At 69.9% G+C, this 16713-nt stretch carries 16 protein-coding genes; 7 read left to right on the top strand and 9 right to left on the bottom strand.

Annotated features, from left to right (window positions below):
* Window positions 1-31: 31 nt before the first annotated feature.
* Complete coding sequence (locus AB5I40_RS05690; protein ID WP_370937356.1) at window positions 32-691, top strand: DUF2637 domain-containing protein; 660 nt, start codon at window positions 32-34, stop codon at window positions 689-691.
* 66 nt (window positions 692-757) lie between these two features.
* Here AB5I40_RS05690 and AB5I40_RS05695 read toward each other — a convergent pair whose 3' ends face one another.
* From AB5I40_RS05695 to AB5I40_RS05735, 9 genes are read right to left on the bottom strand one after another with little or no spacing between them, the layout of a single operon-like run.
* Window positions 758-1027, bottom strand: coding sequence for a hypothetical protein (locus AB5I40_RS05695; protein ID WP_370937357.1), 270 nt, complete (start codon window positions 1025-1027; stop codon window positions 758-760).
* A gap of 25 nt (window positions 1028-1052) precedes the next feature.
* Entirely contained in the window at window positions 1053-1394 is a 342-nt protein-coding gene (locus AB5I40_RS05700; RefSeq protein WP_370937358.1) for a hypothetical protein, read from the bottom strand.
* A 43-nt stretch (window positions 1395-1437) separates the two neighbouring features.
* On the bottom strand, window positions 1438-2226 hold the full coding sequence (locus AB5I40_RS05705) for an enoyl-CoA hydratase/isomerase family protein (RefSeq protein WP_370937359.1): 789 nt from the start codon (window positions 2224-2226) through the stop codon (window positions 1438-1440).
* Window positions 2223-3860, bottom strand: coding sequence for a GMC oxidoreductase (locus AB5I40_RS05710; protein WP_370937360.1), 1638 nt, complete (start codon window positions 3858-3860; stop codon window positions 2223-2225). Before AB5I40_RS05710 ends, AB5I40_RS05705 begins: the two co-directional genes overlap by 4 nt.
* A gap of 16 nt (window positions 3861-3876) precedes the next feature.
* Window positions 3877-5019: an acyl-CoA dehydrogenase family protein gene (locus tag AB5I40_RS05715; protein ID WP_370937361.1), complete on the bottom strand. Its 1143-nt coding sequence runs from the start codon at window positions 5017-5019 to the stop codon at window positions 3877-3879.
* Between the two features lie 29 nt (window positions 5020-5048).
* Window positions 5049-6482: an aldehyde dehydrogenase family protein gene (locus AB5I40_RS05720; RefSeq protein WP_370937362.1), complete on the bottom strand. Its 1434-nt coding sequence runs from the start codon at window positions 6480-6482 to the stop codon at window positions 5049-5051.
* On the bottom strand, window positions 6479-8650 hold the full coding sequence (locus tag AB5I40_RS05725; RefSeq protein WP_370937363.1) for a 3-hydroxyacyl-CoA dehydrogenase NAD-binding domain-containing protein: 2172 nt from the start codon (window positions 8648-8650) through the stop codon (window positions 6479-6481). Before AB5I40_RS05725 ends, AB5I40_RS05720 begins: the two co-directional genes overlap by 4 nt.
* 24 nt (window positions 8651-8674) lie before the next feature.
* Window positions 8675-9886 carry an acetyl-CoA C-acetyltransferase gene (locus AB5I40_RS05730; RefSeq protein WP_370937364.1) on the bottom strand — a complete coding sequence of 404 codons (1212 nt, stop codon included), beginning with the start codon at window positions 9884-9886 and terminating at the stop codon, window positions 8675-8677.
* Window positions 9883-10962, bottom strand: a complete 1080-nt coding sequence (locus tag AB5I40_RS05735) for an NAD(P)-dependent alcohol dehydrogenase (protein WP_370937365.1) — start codon at window positions 10960-10962, stop codon at window positions 9883-9885. The genes AB5I40_RS05730 and AB5I40_RS05735 overlap by 4 nt, the downstream gene beginning before the upstream one ends.
* Window positions 10963-11181: 219 nt before the next feature.
* Between AB5I40_RS05735 and AB5I40_RS05740 the strand changes: the two genes are divergently transcribed.
* The 6 genes from AB5I40_RS05740 to AB5I40_RS05765 are packed head-to-tail and all read left to right on the top strand — an operon-like array spanning window position 11182 to window position 16701.
* Window positions 11182-11376 carry a ferredoxin gene (locus AB5I40_RS05740; RefSeq protein WP_370937366.1) on the top strand — a complete coding sequence of 65 codons (195 nt, stop codon included), beginning with the start codon at window positions 11182-11184 and terminating at the stop codon, window positions 11374-11376.
* Between the two features lie 3 nt (window positions 11377-11379).
* Window positions 11380-12606, top strand: coding sequence for an NAD(P)/FAD-dependent oxidoreductase (locus AB5I40_RS05745; protein ID WP_370937367.1), 1227 nt, complete (start codon window positions 11380-11382; stop codon window positions 12604-12606).
* Window positions 12607-12660: 54 nt separating this feature from the next.
* Window positions 12661-14325 (top strand): AMP-binding protein, encoded by a 1665-nt coding sequence (locus AB5I40_RS05750; RefSeq protein ID WP_370937368.1) that lies wholly within the window; start codon window positions 12661-12663, stop codon window positions 14323-14325.
* Window positions 14322-15122: a crotonase/enoyl-CoA hydratase family protein gene (locus AB5I40_RS05755; RefSeq protein ID WP_370937369.1), complete on the top strand. Its 801-nt coding sequence runs from the start codon at window positions 14322-14324 to the stop codon at window positions 15120-15122. The genes AB5I40_RS05750 and AB5I40_RS05755 overlap by 4 nt, the downstream gene beginning before the upstream one ends.
* A complete protein-coding gene (locus AB5I40_RS05760) occupies window positions 15122-16297 on the top strand; it encodes a thiolase family protein (protein ID WP_370937370.1) in 1176 nt (391 codons plus the stop codon). Before AB5I40_RS05755 ends, AB5I40_RS05760 begins: the two co-directional genes overlap by 1 nt.
* Window positions 16294-16701 carry a Zn-ribbon domain-containing OB-fold protein gene (locus tag AB5I40_RS05765; protein ID WP_370937371.1) on the top strand — a complete coding sequence of 136 codons (408 nt, stop codon included), beginning with the start codon at window positions 16294-16296 and terminating at the stop codon, window positions 16699-16701. Before AB5I40_RS05760 ends, AB5I40_RS05765 begins: the two co-directional genes overlap by 4 nt.
* Window positions 16702-16713 lie beyond the last annotated feature (12 nt).

Here is a 16713-nt window from a genome sequence, read left to right on the forward strand (position 1 = left end):
TGGCGCACCAGCACCTTCCGGGAGCCGCGCAATGAACCGCACTCCGCGATGGACCGCTTCCCTGGCAGTGCAATGCGCCTGCACCGCACTCGTCGCACTCGGAGCCGCCTACGCCTCCTACCGACACGGCCGCGCCTTCGCGCTCCGCTTCGGCGCCGACCCGACCACCGCCGCGATCTGGCCCTTGATCGTCGACGCCCTCCTCGTCATCGCGACCGTCGAACTCTGGAAACACACCACCAACACCGTCCGCCGGACCGCGTGGGCTGCCTTCTCATTCGGGATCTCGCTCTCCCTCTGCGCCAACATCGGCGCAGCCGAGAACCTCACCATCCTGAGCGTCATCGTCGCCGCAAGCCCGCCCATCGCGCTTCTCCTCGCGGTCGAACTCTTCAACCGCGCGCTGCACCACAGCCCCGCGCAACCGGACGAGACAACCGAGACCTCCGCCGAGACCGCAGTGCTCAGCCCTGAACACGAGGCTGAGACCCCGCAGCTCACCGCCGAGCAACGGATGTGGCAGCACTTCGTCCACGAACACGCACGCGGACGCACCCCAACCGGTGCGGAACTCGATCGCGTCGCCAACACCCACAACTATGGACGCCGCATCCTGCGCGGCTGGAAAGCCACCGGCCGGATCGCCCGGCTGGAAAACGAACCAGAGCGGCCGAGAATCCTGGCCGCCTGACGACCGAGAGATCCGCACAGGGCGCGGGCGGGAGCACCGACAGTGGGTCCGCCCGCGCCCCGCTTGCTACAGGGCCTGTTTCAGCAGGTCACTGGTCTCGTCCTCCAACGCCACTCCGAGCGCGAGGCTGGTTTCCTCGAGCCGATCCGCGATCGCAGCCGCCGCAACGCGGTTGCCTGCCAACAGCTCCGTCCGCAGCAAGTCACGGCTGAGCAGTTCGCTCACCGGTTCGGCGCGAAGTCCGCGAGCAGCGGCCCGGCGCGCGAGCGTGAGTTCGCCGATCTCGCGGTACCCGGTGACGAGCGTGTGGGCGACCTCGACGACCTGGTCGATCATGTCGCGTTGATGCCAGGAACTCCATTCATAACGCCCCTTGGGGACATTGCTCAAAGGCATGCCCTCGACCAGAATCAAGCGCCTGTTGCAGCTGCGAGAGCCGGTCCTCGCCGCCAGCGGTCTTGACGAGGTGCTGGAACCGGAACCAGTCGCAGAGCACGGTGCCGGAGAGGCGGTAGCCACCGTTCTTGGCATCCACGTTGGGCAGGTACAGGCCGCCGTCGCCGTCGTGGCCAAGCCAGGTGCGGAGGCGGGAAATGTAGCCCTGTCTCGTCGCGGCCGACCATGGCTGGCTCGCAGTCCCCAGTTGCTGCGAGATCTCGTCCGCGTGGACTCCCGGGTTGATCGTGCCCGTCCGGTGCCGCACGAGCCGGTTCGTCGCGCCCGGCAGGTGGCGGTTTTTCCTTGTCTCACCGGGGATTGTGCCGCCCGAACCAGCCTTCGGCGTTGGCGAGCCAATCCGGGTGACAGACCAGCTCGGCCTGGGCTGGCGCCTCGATGTCGTTCACCGTTGTTTCGAAGTCCGCAGCCGCCGCTGCGCGCAGGGTTGCTTTGATGCTTCGGCTGGCATGGGCGGGTGTCTCCGCGATGCGTGCGGCCAGGTCCACTGCCTCGGCCAGGGCGTCGTCGACGACCTCCGAGACCAGGCCCAGCCGGAGTGCGTCCAGGGCATCCACGGTCGCTCCGGTCAGCAGCAACTCCAGCGCCTTGGCGTGGCCGACGACGCGCGGAAGCGTGTGCGACAGCCCGGCGTCCGGGCCCATCGCCATCCGCACGAACGTCGCCGCGAAAAGCGCCGAGCGAGAGGCGATGCGGAGGTCGCAGCCCATCGCGTAACCGAATCCGCCGCCGGTCGCCGGGCCGTTCACCGCGGCGATGGTGGGCTGGGGCAGCCTCGACAGGGCGATCGAACCGCGCATCAGGTCGCGCATCCACTCGGTTTGCGCGCGGATCTCCATCGGTGCCATTTCGTCGAGCGCGGCGAGATCCATCCCGGTGCAGAAGCCGCGACCGGAGCCGGTGAGCACGACAACCCTCGCGTCCTCGTCGGCGGCGAGCGATTCGAGAGCTTCGACCAGGTCGGGCATGGTGGACGGCTTCATCGCGTTGAGCCGGTCCGGCCGATTCAACACGACCACGGCGACCCCGGCGAGGGGACGGTCGATCCGTACGGGGGCGGCCGCGCCAGCACCGGTCATCGCTGACACCCGTGCTGGTAGCCGACACCGCCGGTAAACGGCGTGCCGTCTTTCGCCGGGATGCTCGCCATGGCGCGTTCGGCCAGTGCCGTGATGCTCAGGCTCGGGTTGACGCCCGCGTTCGACGGCATCGCCGAACCGTCGGTGACCAGCAGGTTCCGGTAGCCGTACACGTGGTGCTCCGGGTCGATGACGCCGGTTTCCGGGGAGGTGCCGATGATCGCGCCGCCGAGGATGTGCGCGGTGAACGGCATGTCGAACGCTTCAGTGGCCCACAGCTGCGGGATCCCGTCGTACTTGTCGGCCATCAACGAGAGGAAATCGTTGGCCTCGGGGATGACCGTCGGGTTCGGGTTGTTCGGGTCCGGATGGGTCTGGAGCCGGACGCCCTTGCCGAACCGGCGCCCCTTGGGCCGCAGCTCCAGTGCGCCGTCCCGGTTCCACATCGCGCCGACGGACATCGAGCGGCGCGACCATCCGCGCGGGTTCATGCTGCGCAGGAAGTCGACGGGATGGCGAAGGATCCGGCCGACGAGCTGGAGCGGGCGGGTGAGCCGGGTGCCGCCGGTGGTCAGCGGGAGGAAGAACAAGCCCAGCGAATCGGCGGCGCCGCCGTAGGTGACGCTCTCCAGGTGGATGTCGTCGTTGATCCAGAGGCTGCCGCTGATGCCGACGCCCTCCGCGATGTCCCTGTCGCGGTCCCGCAGCGTCAACGCGCCGATCGATTCCGCGTTCGTGCGGACGTCATGGCCGAGCCGGTCGGACAGCCCGGGCAGGGAGCCGTTCTGTTTACAGCCGGCGAGCAGCTGATTGGTGCCGATAGGCCCGGCCGCGAACACGACGCCGCGAGCGCGCTGCACCTGGGTGCGGCGGCGGAACCACGCGCCCGGGCGGACGGAGGTGACCAGGTATCCGTCGGAACCGTCCGGGGCGCCGGCCGGGCGCACGTCGGTGACCATCCGCTCGGCGGTGATCGTCGCGCCGCGCCGCTGAGCGAGGTGCAGGTAGTTCTTGTCGAGGGTGTTCTTCGCGTTGTTCGGGCAGCCGACCATGCACCGGCCGCAGAACGTGCAGCCGGCGCGGTCCAGCCCCTCGCCGCCGAAGTACGGGTCGGGCACGGTCTGGCCGGGTTCGCCGAAGAACGCGCCCATCCGGGTCTGGTGGAACTGCCGCGCGCTCATGCCGAGGTCGTCTGTGGTGGCGAGCATCATCCGGTCGCGCGACGACTGCCTCGGCGTGTCGACGACCCCGAGCATGCGTTCGGCGACCTCGTAGTACGGGTCGAGGTCGGTGGTCTCGCCGACCGCCTTGTCGACCTCGGCGCGGAACCGGTCGGTGCCGCGGTAGAGCGTGGCGCCGTAGACGAGGCTGCCGCCGCCGACGCCGGAGCCGGACAGGATCGAGACGTCCTTGAACAACGTGATCCGCAGGATGCCGCGCAGCCCGAGTTTCGGCATCCAGAAGTACTTTCGCAGGTCCCAGGTCGACTTCGGCAGGTCCTCGCTTTCGTAGCGGCGCCCGCACTCGAGCACGCCGACCGAATAGCCGCGCTCGGCCAGGCGCAGTGCGGCCACGCTGCCGCCGAATCCCGACCCGACCACGATCCAGTCGTAATCGAACTCGTCCGCGGGCATCGATACCTCCAGTGGGCTAGTCGAGGGGAAGGCTCTTGGCGATCAGTTCGTTCATGACCTCGGTGGCGCCGCCGCCGATGCCGAGCAGCCGCGCGTCGCGGTAGTGCCGCTCCACTTCGGACTCGCGCATGTAGCCCATGCCGCCGAAGATCTGCAGCGCTTCGTGCACCACGTGTTCGGCGGCGAAGACCGCGGTGTTCTTGGCCATCGCGACCTCGGCGCTGACCCGCTCCCCCGTGGCGTACCGCTCGGCGACCTGGCGGACGAACACCCGTGCGGCGGTGGTCTGGCGGGCCATTTCGGCGAGCTTGTGCCGGATGACCTGGCGTTGCGCGAGCGGCTGCCCGAAGGTGATCCGGGTGCGCGCCCATTCGATGGCCAGGTCGAGGCACCGCTGCGCCATCGAGTACGCCTGCACGCCCAGGAGCAGCCGCTCGCTGTCGAAGCGCTTCATGATCTGTTTGAAGCCGGTGCCTTCCGGGCCGACGAGGTTCCCGGCGGGGACGCGGACGTTGTCGTAGAACAGTTCCGCGGTGTCCGAGCAGAGGCAGCCCATCTTGTCGAGCTTCCGGCCCACCGAGAAACCGGGCGTGCCGGTTTCGACGACCAGCAGCGACACGCCGCCGTAGCCCTCGCCTCCGGTGCGCACGGCCGTGGTCACGAAATCAGCCCTGCTGCCCGAAGTGATGTAGGTCTTGGCGCCGTTCACGACGTAGTGGTCGCCGTCGCGCACCGCGGTCGTGCGCAAGGAGGCAACATCCGAACCGCCGCCGGGCTCCGTGACCGCCAGCGACCCGATCTTGTGCCCGGAGAGGGAGGGACGGACGAACCGGTCGATCAGGTCGGCGTTCCCGGACGCGGCGATGTGCGGCGCGGCGATGCTGTGCGTCATCAGCGCGCCGAGCAGCCCCATGCTCCCGCCGGAGAGCTGGATCTGCTCGTTCGCGATGAGGAAATCGAGGAACTCCCCCGCGCCGCCCGCCGATTCCGGGAAACCGAGTTCGAGCAGGCCCAGCGTCCCGGCCTTCTCGTGCAAAGCCCGCGGCACCGCTCCGTCGCGCTCCCAGTCCGGCAGGTGCGGCGCGATCTCGGTCTCGGTGAAATCGGCGACCATCTTGCGCAGCGCCTGCCGCTCCGGCGTATTCCACTGGTCGGTCACGTCGCAGCTCTCTTCCTCGGGTCGGGGGGTCATTTCTTGCGGTGGACGAGCTTGAGGTCGGTGAATCCGTGCAGCCCCCAGGGGCCGTTCTCCACGCCGAGCCCGCTCCATTTGTGGCCGCCGAAGGGAAGGTGCGGGCCGATGCCGCCGGAATGGGTGTTGACCGACACCGTCCCGTACTCGAGCCGGCGGGCGATCTCCTCGGCCCGGTCGGCGTCGGAGCCCCATACCGTCGCGGTCAGGCCGTAATGCCCGGCGTTGATGCGTCCGACGACCTCGTCCACGTCGGTGTACGGGACGACGGGGAGCGCCGGGCCGAACTGTTCGATATCGACAATCCGGGCTCCGTCCGAGACGTCGCGCAGAATCGTTGGCGCGTAAAAGAATCCGTTGCTGTCGAGACGACGCCCGCCGCTGGCCGCGACCGCACCGCCCTCGACCGCCTCCGATACCAGCTCGGACACCAGGTCGAGTTGCGGGCGGTTGCTGACCGGGCCTATCGTGCTGGCCGGGTCGAACGGGTCGCCGACCACGGCCTGTTCGGCGCGCGCGACCAGTGCGTCCACGACCTCCTGATACCTGTTCCGCGGGGCGTAAACCCGTTTGATCGCGAGGCAGATCTGGCCGCTGTTGGTGAAGGCGCCCCAGAAAAGCTCGTCGGCGATGGCGTCCACGTCGGCGTCGTCGAGCACGATGGCCGGGTCGTTGCCGCCGAGTTCCAGGGTGACCCGCTTGAGGTCGGCGGCGGCCGCGGCGGCGACCCGCTTCCCGGTCTCGATCGAACCGGTGAAGCTGATCTTCCTGGGCGCCGGGTGCGCGGTGAGCCACGGGCCGAGTTCGTCGAGGCCGGTGACGACGTTCAGCACGCCGGGCGGCAGCACGTCGCGCAGTGCCTGGCCGAGACGCAGGCTGGACAGCGGGGTGTACGGGGACGGCTTGAGCAGCACGGTGTTCCCGGCTCGCAGCGCCGGGGCGATCTTCCACATCGCCAGGCTGATCGGGAAGTTCCACGGCGTGATCGCGGCGACCACGCCGAGCGGATCGCGCACGACCTCGCTGAAACCCCGGGCGTTGTCCTGCACGATTTCCCGCGGCAATTCCAGCGAGGCGTAGTAGCGCAACCAGGCCACCGCGGTGCGGACCTCGTGCTTGGCGGTCGTGAGGACCTTGCCCTGCTCGGCCGAGATCAGTGCCGCGATGTCGTCGGTCGCGGCGGCGACGGCATCCGCTGCCTTGTCCAAATAGGACCTCCGGGCCGCGTCGTCCTGTCGCCAGCTCTCGAATGCCTGCGCGTTGTCCGACAATGCCGTGTCCAGCACAGCTTTATCCGCGCGGGGAGCGTTGGCGAAAACCTCGCCGGTCGACGGGTTGACCACGCCGAAGGTTCCGGGAGCGGCGACACCAGCGCCGCCGATCGTCATGTCCACAGTGGCCGCGAGAGCGGCCGCAGTCTCCTGGTTCATGCCGAAACCAGTCCCTTCCGCGCGGTCTCGCCGCGTCCGGCGATCTCGATCAGCGACACGGTCGGCCGGAATCGTTCGCCGTAGCGGTCAGCGAGTTCGTTCGCCCGTGCCACGAATCCCTCGACTCCACTGGGATATCCGTCGATGAACTGCACGACACCGCCAGTCCAGCCGGGGAATCCGATGCCGAGCAGCGAGCCGACGTTCGCCTCCGGAACCGACCGCAGCACGCCCTTGTCGAAACATCGCACCGATTCGAGGACTTCGGCGAACAGCAGCCGGTCCCGGATATCCTCGAACGGGACCACCGCCTCCGTCTCGGCGAGCCCGCGCAGTCCTGGCCACAGCCCGGCGCGCGCGCCGTCGACGTACTCGTAGAAGCCCGCCCCGCTGGACCGGCCGCCGCGGCCGAACTCGTCGATCATCCGGTCCAGCACCCGGTACGCGGGGCGCTCGACCCACTCGTCGCCCGCCGCCTCGCGCATCGCGGCCAGCGCGCGCTGCGACAGCGTCAAGGTGACCTCGTCGAACAACTGCAGGGTGCCCGTCGGATATCCGGCCTGCAGGCTCGCCTGCTCGATCGAAGCCGGGGCGACGCCCTCGGCGACCAGGTCCACGGCTTCGTTGAGCCGGACGCTGATCACCCGGCTGGTGAAGAACGCCCGGCTGTCGTTGACCACGATCGGCGTCTTCTTGATCAGGCGGGTGAGGTCGATGGCGGCGGCGAGGGCCTTCTCGCTGGTCTTCGCGCCGAGGATGATCTCGACGAGCGGCATCTTGTCCACCGGGGAGAAGAAGTGCAGCCCGATGAAATCGTCGGGCCGCCGGACCGACTCGGCCAGCTCGGTGATCGGCAACGACGACGTGTTCGAGGCCAGCAGCGCCTGCGGCGAGACGATCTCCTCGGCCTCAGCGAACAAAGCTTGCTTGAGTTCGAGGTCTTCGAACACCGCCTCGATCACCGTGTCGCAGCCCGCGAGGTCGGCCGGGTCGGCAGCGGGCTTGATGCGAGCGAGCACCGCGTCCGCTTCGGCTTGGCCGGTCTTGCCTGCCTTGACGCGTTTGGCGAGCTGCTTCGCCGCGTAGGACTTGCCCTTCTCGGCCGCTGCCGCGGACACGTCCTTGAGCACGACCTCGACGCCGGCCTTGGCCAGCACGTAGGCGATCCCGGCACCCATCATCCCCGCGCCGAGCACGCCGACCTTGCCGGGAACGAAGCGGTCGTATCCCTCCGGCCGGGTGCCTCCGGAGTTGATGTGGTTCAGGTCGAAGAAGGTGCTCTGGATGATGTTCTTGGCGACCTGGCCGGTGGCCAGCTCGACGAAGTACCGGGACTCGACGCGCGACGCGGTGTCGAAGTCGACCAGCGCGCCTTCCACCGCGGCGGCCAGAATCGCCCGCGGCGCGGGAAGATTCGCGCCCTTGACCTGCTTGCGCAGCGTCGCGGGCATCGCCGGAAGGATCGCCGCCAGCGACGGCGAATTCGGCGCGCCGCCGGGGATCTTGTACCCCTTGATGTCCCAAGGCTGCTGCTTGCCAGGGTTCGCCTTGATCCAGGCCTTTGCTTGCGGCAAGAGGTCTTCGAGCGTCTCGACCACCTCGTCGACCAGCCCCAGCTCCTCCGCTGCGCGCGGAGCGAGCTGCTTACCGGTCAGCAGGACCTCGGTCAGTGCGCGCTGGACGCCAAGCAAGCGCACCGTCCGGGCCACCCCACCGCCGCCGGGAAGCAGGCCGAGCGTCACCTCGGGCAACCCGATCCGTGTGCCAGGCACATCGGCGACGATCCGGTGGTGGGCAGCCAGCGCGATCTCCAGACCACCGCCCAGCGCGGCGCCGTTGATCGCCGCGACCACCGGGACGCCCAAGGTCTCCAGCCGCCGCAGATCAGCCTTCGCCGCCTCGGTGCGGGTGAACAGCCGCTCGGCGTCCTCCGGACCGAAGGTCAGCAGTTCGTTGAGGTCGCCACCGGCGAAGAAGGTCTTCTTGGCCGAGGTCACCACGACGCCGGAAACGGAGTCCTTTTCGGACACCAGCCGGTCGACGGCGTTGCGGAACGACTCCGCGAACGCCTCGTTCGCGGTGTTCGCGGACTGGCCCGGATCGTCCATGGTGAGGGTGACGATGCCGTCCGCACCGGTTTCCCAGCGGATGCACTCTCGCTCGCTCATCTGCTCGCTTTCCCTGGCTCTGCTTCAGATTCGCTCGATCAGCACGGCGACGCCCATGCCGGCGGCCACGCACAGGGTGACCACCGCGCGGCGGGCGTCGCGGCGCTCCAGCTCGTCGACGACCGTTCCGACGAGCATCGCCCCGGTCGCGCCCAGCGGATGGCCCATCGCGATCGCGCCGCCGTTGACGTTCAGCTTCTCGTCCGGGATGCCCAGCTCGGCTTGGTAGTGCAAGACGGCCGAGGCGAAGGCTTCGTTCATCTCGAACAGGTCGACGTCTGTCACGAGCAACCCGTTGCGCGCCAGGAGTTTCCGGGTGGCCGGGACCGGACCGGTGAGCATGATCGTGGGATCGGCACCGGTCGTCGCGGCGGACACGATCCGGGCGCGTGGGGCGAGTCCCAGCTCGGTGCCCGCCTGCTCGCTGCCGATCAGGACCAAGGCGGCGCCGTCCACGATTCCGGACGAGTTGCCGGCGTGGTGGATGTGCTCGATCCGCTCGACCTGATGGTATTTCTGCAGCGCCACCGCGTCGAAACCCGCCTGGTCGCCGATCGCCGCGAACGACGGCCGCAACGCGCCCAGCGACTCGACCGTGGCGTCCGCGCGAATGTGCTCGTCGCGGTCGAGCACCACGAGGCCGTTGCGGTCCACCACCGGAACGACCGAGTTCGCGAAGCGGCCCTCCGCCCACGCCTGAGCGGCCCGTTGCTGCGAACGCACCGCGTACGCGTCCGCGTCGGCTCGGGTGAATCCGTCGAGGGTCGCCAGCAGGTCGGCGGAGATCCCTTGCGGGACAAAGTAACTGTCGTAGTTGGTGGCCGGATCCTCCGACCAGGCGCCGCCGTCCGAGCCCATCGCGACCCGCGACATCGACTCCACACCGCCGCTGATCACCAGCTCGTCCCAGTCCGAGCGGACCTTCTGCGCGGCGATGGCCACCGCTTCGAGCCCCGACCCGCAGAACCGGTTGACCTGAACCCCGCCGACCGTGTCGGGCAACCCGGCCGCGAGCGCCGCGGTTTTCGCGATCACCTGGCCCTGCTCGCCGACGGGCGACACGACGCCGAGCACGAGGTCGGAGATCCGGTCCTCGTCCAGCGTCGGATTGCGCTTGCGCAGCGCGTCGATCAGCCCGACCACGAGGGAAACCGGTTTGACCTCGTGCAGCGATCCGCTGGCTTTTCCGCGCCCGCGCGGGGTGCGGAGTGCGTCGTAGACGAACGCTTCGGTCACGCCTGGGCCCTTTCCGTCAGCAGGACTGGTTTCACGACGGCACCGCGTGCCGACGCCGCTTCCGCTTCGTTGATCTCGTCGAGCCCGAAGGTGGTGACGAGGCGATCGAACGGCAGCCGGCCCTGCCGGTGCAGCGCGATGAGCCGGGGAATGAACAGCTGCGGCACGGCGTCGCCCTCGAACAGCGACACCACCCGCTTGGTCGCCACCGACCTTGCGTCGAAGGGCAGCTGCGCCGCGTTGCCGCCGACGATGCCGAGAGTTCCCCGGGGATGCAGAACGGCCAGCGCCGAGTTCATCACCGCGGGCGCACCGGTGGTGTCCAGCGCATAGCCGAGCCCGCCGGTGCTTGCCTTGACGGCCTTCACCAGGTCCGGGTCGGCTCCGTCGAAGACCCGTGTGGCGCCGAGTTCCAGCGCCAGTTCCCGCCGGTTGGCGTGCAAGTCGACGGCGACGATCTCGCTCGCCCCGGCGGCATGCGCGGCCATCACCGCGGCGAGCCCGACCGCGCCCGCGCCGAACACCGCGATCGTCTCGCCCAGCCGCAGTCCCAGCGAGTTCACCACCGCTCCCGCCCCGGTCTGGACACCGCAGCCCAGCGGAGCGAGCGAGGAGAAGGGCAGCTCGTCGCCGACCCGGACAACGCCGCGTTCAGTGGCCAGCGCGTAGGTCGCGAACGAAGACTGCCCGAACCAGCGACCGCCCACCTCGGATCCGTCGGCAGCGCGCAGCGAGGTCGATCCGTCCGTGCCACGACCGGTCAGGTTGCGGGGGAAGAACTCCGCGCAGTACGCGGGCTGCCCGAGCACGCAGTTCGAGCAACGGCCGCACGAATCGTAGGTCAGCACCACCCGGTCGCCCGGCCGCACCGCGGTCACCCCCGGTCCGACCGCCTCGACGGTGCCCGCGCCTTCGTGCCCGAGCACGATCGGGAACATCACCGGCAGGCCGGGGCCGCGCACCGCCAGGTCGGTGTGGCACATGCCGGCCGCCAGCACCCGCACCAGCACCTCACCTGGGCCGGGTTCGCGCAGTTCGACATCGCGGAGCCGGAACGGCGCTCCGGCCTCGTCCATTACGGCCGCTCGGACCTGCATATCGCCTCACAAGCATTCGGGATCGACTTGTGAAGTTAGCCGCTCGATACGTCCGGATCAGCGCTTCGAACGGCTACATCTGGTATCCCGTTCGGCTACGCGCTGCCCTCGGCACTTGGCCTGGCTCCCCTCGCTAGCTCTACTGGAACAGCGAACGCGATACCGCGCGAGTTGACGCGCCGGGGAGTTGGGAATCGGATGAAAATCATCGTCGACCGGGAAAAGTGCACAGGACTGGGCATCTGCGAATCGCTCGCCCCGGAGGTGTTCGAGATCGACGACGACGGCGACTTGGTGCTCAAGGAAGCCGACGTGTCCGACTCGGATCTCGATCAGGTCCAGGCCGCCGTCGACGGCTGCCCGACCGCCGCCCTCCGGCTGGAACGAGGCTGACCGATGCTCGACACCAGCCACCGGCTCGTCGTGGCCGGCGCCTCGCTCGCCGGGCTGCGCGCCGTCGAGGCCGCTCGAAAGCAAGGCTTCCGCGGCACGATCACGCTCCTCGGCGCCGAGAACCAGCTGCCGTACGACCGGCCGCCGCTGTCCAAGGCGTACCTGGACGCCGAGCCGGGCAACCTGCCCGAACTTGCTTTCCGGACCCGCGCCGCGCTCGTCGACGAACTGGACGTCGACCTGCGGCTCGGGTGCCCGGCCGTCGGCCTCGACACCGAGCAGCGAGTCGTGCACACGCCGGGCGGCGATGTGCCGTTCGACGCGCTGGTGGTCGCCACCGGAGCGACGGCGCGCACGCTGGACGGGACGTCCGGGTTGCCGGGCGTGCACACCCTGCGGACGCTCTACGACGCCCGCGCGGTGCGAGCCGCACTCGACGCCGGTGCCCGGACGGTGGTGGTCGGTGCGGGCTTCATCGGTTCCGAGGTCGCCTCCGGGGCCCGCAAACGAGGCCTTCCGGTGACGATCCTGGAAAGCGCCGACGTGCCGCTGGAGCGCGCGGTAGGCACCGAGATGGGCCTCGCCTGCGCGGCCCTGCACGAGCGCAACGGCACCGACCTGCGCCGCGGGGTCACGGTGGAATCCGTCCGGCACAACGGTTCCGAGCTGCAGGTCGACCTCGCCGGCGGCGAGAGCCTGTCCGCCGATCTCGTAGTCGTCGGCATCGGCGCGACGCCGGAGACCGGCTGGCTGGCCAGTTCGGCGCTGACCGTCGAGAACGGCGTGGTCTGCGACGAGAACCTGTGGACCGGCGTACCCGGGGTGTACGCGGCCGGCGACGTAGCCCGCTGGCACAACCCGCACTTCGGCGAGCACATGCGCCTGGAGCACTGGACGAGCGCCGCCGAGCAGGGCGCGCGCGCGTCCGTGAACGCCCTGGCGCCGAGCCAGGCGCAGCCGTACTCGACGGTGCCGTACTTCTGGTCCGATTGGTACGGCACGCGCATCCAGTTCGTCGGGGTGCCCCGAGCGGACGAGGTCCGGGTGGTCAGCGGCGACCCGGACGCGGGCAAGTTCGCCGCGCTCTACCGGCGAGGCGACCGGCTGGCCGGCGCGCTCACCGTCGGATTTCCGGCGCACACCATGAAATACCGCCGCCTCATCGGCGAGTCCGCCAGCTGGGCCGCCGCGCTCGACTTCGCCGCCGCCCGCAACGCCCGCGCCGCATGACTCCGGAAGAACTTCGTCGCACTCGACCCCTTTCCGCCACCGAGGAGAGCCCGCATGACCGAACCACGGACGCTGCCTGAGGCGTTCCAGCGCACCGTCGCCCGCCAACCGGACGCGGTCGCCCTGCGCGCCGCCGGAGACGAGGCCGGGATCACCTGGCGCGAGTACGGAGAGACGGTGCGCCGCATCGCCGGCGGTCTGGCCGCGCTCGGCGTCCGGCGCGGGGACACGGTCGCGACGATGCTCGTGAACCGGCCGGAGTTCCACCTGAGCGAGACCGCCGCGGCGCACCTCGGCGCCACGACGTATTCCGTCTACAACACCAATCCCCCGGAGCAGATCGGCTACCTGCTCAACCACGCCGCGACCCGCGTCGTGATCACCGAGCAGCAGTACGCCGCCGCCATCCGGGCCTCGGGCGCTCCGGTCGAGCACCTGCTCGTGGTCGAGGACGGCGACCTGGACCGGCTGGAACCCGGGCCTGGCTTCGATTTCGACGCCGCCTGGCAGTCGGTCCGGCCGGACGACGTGCTGTGCCTCATCTACACGTCCGGGACCACCGGGCCGCCCAAGGGCGTCGAGCACACCCACCGCGGCATCCTCGGCCTCGGCGACAGCTTCACCGCGGTCTGGCCGATGGCCGGCGACGACGTCAGCGTGTCCTACCTGCCGACCGCGCATCTCGCGGACCGCGCGATCAATCACTACTTCGCCATCCGGCACGGCGTCCGGGTCGTCTCCGTCCCCGACCTCCGCCAGCTCGCCGCCACGCTGCCGCAGGTGCGGCCGACGATCTTCGCCGCGGTTCCCCGCGTGTGGGAGAAGACCAAGCACGGCGTCGACCTCAAGCTCGAAGCCGATCCGCAGCTGGCCGCGGCGTTCGAGGCCGGTGTCCCGGAGGTCCTGGCGGGCATCCGGGCCGCGCTCGGCCTCGACCGCGTGCGCTGGGCGCTGTCCGGCTCCGCCGCCATTCCCCCGCACGTGTTCGCCTTCCTGGCCAAGCTCGGGATCCCGGTCGCCGAGTGCTGGGGGATGTCGGAATGCGGCATCGGCACCGGCACGACCCCGGCCGAGGCCAGGGTCGGCACCGTCGGAAAACCGTTGCCGGGCATCGAAACCCGGGTGGCCGACGACGGCGAGCTGCTGGTTCGCGGGGCGCAGCTGATGAAGGGCTACCGCGACGACCCGGTGCGGACCGCGGAGGCGATCGATTCCGACGGCTGGCTGCACAGCGGCGACATCGTCTCGGTCGACGGGGACGGGCACTTCCGCGTCGTCGACCGGAAGAAGGAGCTGATCATCAGCGCCGGCGGCAAGAACATGTCGCCCAGCAACATCGAGCACGCGATCGTCAGCGGATCCACGCTGATCGGCTCGGTGGTCGCGATCGGGGACTCCCGGCCGTACAACGTCGCCCTGATCACCCTCGACCCGGACGCGGCCGCGGCGTTCGGCGCGCAGCTCGGCATCGACCCGGATCCCGCAGTGCTGGCCAAGGACGAGCGGGTCCGCCAGGAGGTGCAGTCCGCCGTCGACGCGGGAAACGCCCAGCTCGCCCGCGTCGAACAGATCAAGCGGTTCACGGTGCTGCCGTCGTACTGGGAGCCGGGCGGCGACGAACTGACGCCGACGATGAAGCTCAAACGCCGGGCGATCGCCGACAAGTACGCGGTCGACATCGACCAGCTCTACGGCGAGGCAAAGGAAGCGGCCCGATGAGCACCGCCGCCGAGGAGGCTCCCGCGACTCTGCGCCGCCATGGCCACGTCGCGATCATCACGCTGAACCGTCCGCACGCGATGAACGCCGTCAACGCCGCGATGTCTGTCGCCGTCGAGGAGGCGATGAACGAGCTGGCCGCCGACCCTGAGCTTCGGGTCGGCATCCTCACCGGGGCCGGAGATCGCGCGTTCAGCGCGGGCGCGGACCTCAAGGAGGTCGCGGCGGGCCGTCCGCTGATCACCCGCGAGCAGCGTTCGACCGGCTTCGGCGGATTCATGAAGCGGCGCTTGGAAAAGCCGCTGATCGCCGCGGTCAACGGGTTCGCCCTCGGCGGCGGCACCGAACTGCTGCTCTGCTGCGACCTCGCGGTGATGAGCGAGACCGCGACGCTCGGGCTGCCGGAGGTCACCCGAGGCATCATCGCGGCGGGAGGCGGCTTGCTCCGGCTGCCTCGGCGGATCCCGCTGGCGATCGCGCTGGAGGCCGCGCTGACCGGTGCGCCGATCTCCGCCGAAGCCGCCCTGCGCTGGGGGCTGGTGAACCGAGTCGTCCCGCGGGCGCAAGTTCTCGCTGAGGCGATGTCGCTGGCGGAATCCATCGCCGGCAACGCGCCGCTTGCCGTGCAAGCCAGCAAGCGGGTGGTTTACGACGGCCTCGCCGCGGGTTCGGATTGGACGGACGAGGCGTGGGCACTCAGCGACGCGGCGGCGGGCGCGGTGATGAAAACGGCGGACGCCAAGGAAGGACCCCGGGCATTCACCGAGAAAAGGCGTCCACAGTGGACAGGAAAGTGATGAGCGATCAACTCGAGCAGCCGCCCGCGGCCATCGCCGGCCTCGGACTGACCGACGTCGGCAAGGTCTACGACCGCAGCGCCACCGATCTCGCGGCCGAGGCGGTCCGGCTCGCCGCGAACGACGCGGGCCTGGCCGTTTCCGACCTTGACGGCCTGCTGGTCAGCCCCGGTACCCAGGGTGCGCCGAAGCTGTCGCTGCAGAAGGTCCTCGGACTGCGCGACCTGCGGCTGCTCGCCGAGATCAACGCACTGGGCGCGAGCCCCGGCGTGATGATCGCGCACGCGGCGGCGACCATCGCCATGGGCGGCGCGTCCGCTGTGGCCTGCGTATTCGCCGACACCCCGCTCAAGCCCAAGGGTTCCGGCCGCGACGCCTTCGGCACGCCTCGGTCCGGCCCGCGCGGCTTCGCCGGCTACCACGCCGGGATCGGCCTGGTTTCGCCCAACCTGTTCTATGCGCTGGCCGCCCGCCGGCATTTCGCGACCTACGGCACCACCAGCGAACAGCTCGGCGCCATCGCCGTCGCGCAGCGCGCGTGGGCCGCGGACAATCCGGCTGCCCAGTTCCGCGAGCCGATTTCCCTTGCCCAGCATCAGGAGTCGCCGCTGATCGCGGATCCCCTGCACCTGTACGACATCTGCCTGGTGTCCAACGGGGCCGCGGCGGTGATCGTCACCAGCGCCGAGCGGGCCCGGGACCTCGCCCAGCCGCCGGTGGACATCCTCGGCTGGGCGCAGGCGCACCCCGGCCGCGTCCAGCACGACGACTCCGACTTCGGCCTGCGCACCGGGGCCGCCGACGCCGGGCCGCGCGCCCTGCGCATGGCCGGGGTCCGCGTCGAGGACGTGGACCTGCTGCAGCTCTACGACTGCTACACCTACACCGTCATGGTCACGTTGGAGGACTACGGGTTCTGTCCGAAAGGCGAGGGCGGGAAGTTCGTCGCCGAAGGACACCTGGCCCCGGGCGGCGACCTGCCCTGCAACACCGGCGGCGGCCAGCTCTCCGCCTTCTACCTCACCGGGTTCACCCCGCTCGTGGAAGCCGTCGTCCAGGGCCGCGGCCAGGCCGGCGCCCGTCAAGTCGACCAGCGCGACGTCATCATGGTGAGCGGCAACGGCGGCATCCTGGAACACCACGCGACCCTGATCCTGAGCGGAGCCGGCCGATGACCGAAACACCCGATGCCTGGCCGGCGATCCAGCGCGACACCAAGAGCGCACCGTTCTTCGACGCCGCGGCGCGCGACGAACTCGTGATCAAGCGCTGCACCGGTTGCGGACAAGCGCTGCCGCCGGAAGCCCTGGTGTGCACCACCTGCGCCGGCACCGCACTGGACTGGATCCCCGCCGAGGGCAGCGGAACCCTGCTGACCTGGACGACCGTGCACCGGGCGCCGAACCGCGCGTACACCGATCTCGTGCCCTACACGGTGGGGATCGTCGAACTCAGCGAAGGACCGTGGCTTTACGCGCGGGTGGACACGGCCCGGCCGTCCCCGGACCTGCCGCTGCGGGCCGAATTCGTGCACCCCGGCGACGGGGAGAGCTACCCGGTCTTCACGGCCGCCGAATAACCAGGGAGACAA

This window comes from Amycolatopsis sp. cg13, from assembly GCF_041346965.1.
GTDB lineage: Bacteria > Actinomycetota > Actinomycetes > Mycobacteriales > Pseudonocardiaceae > Amycolatopsis.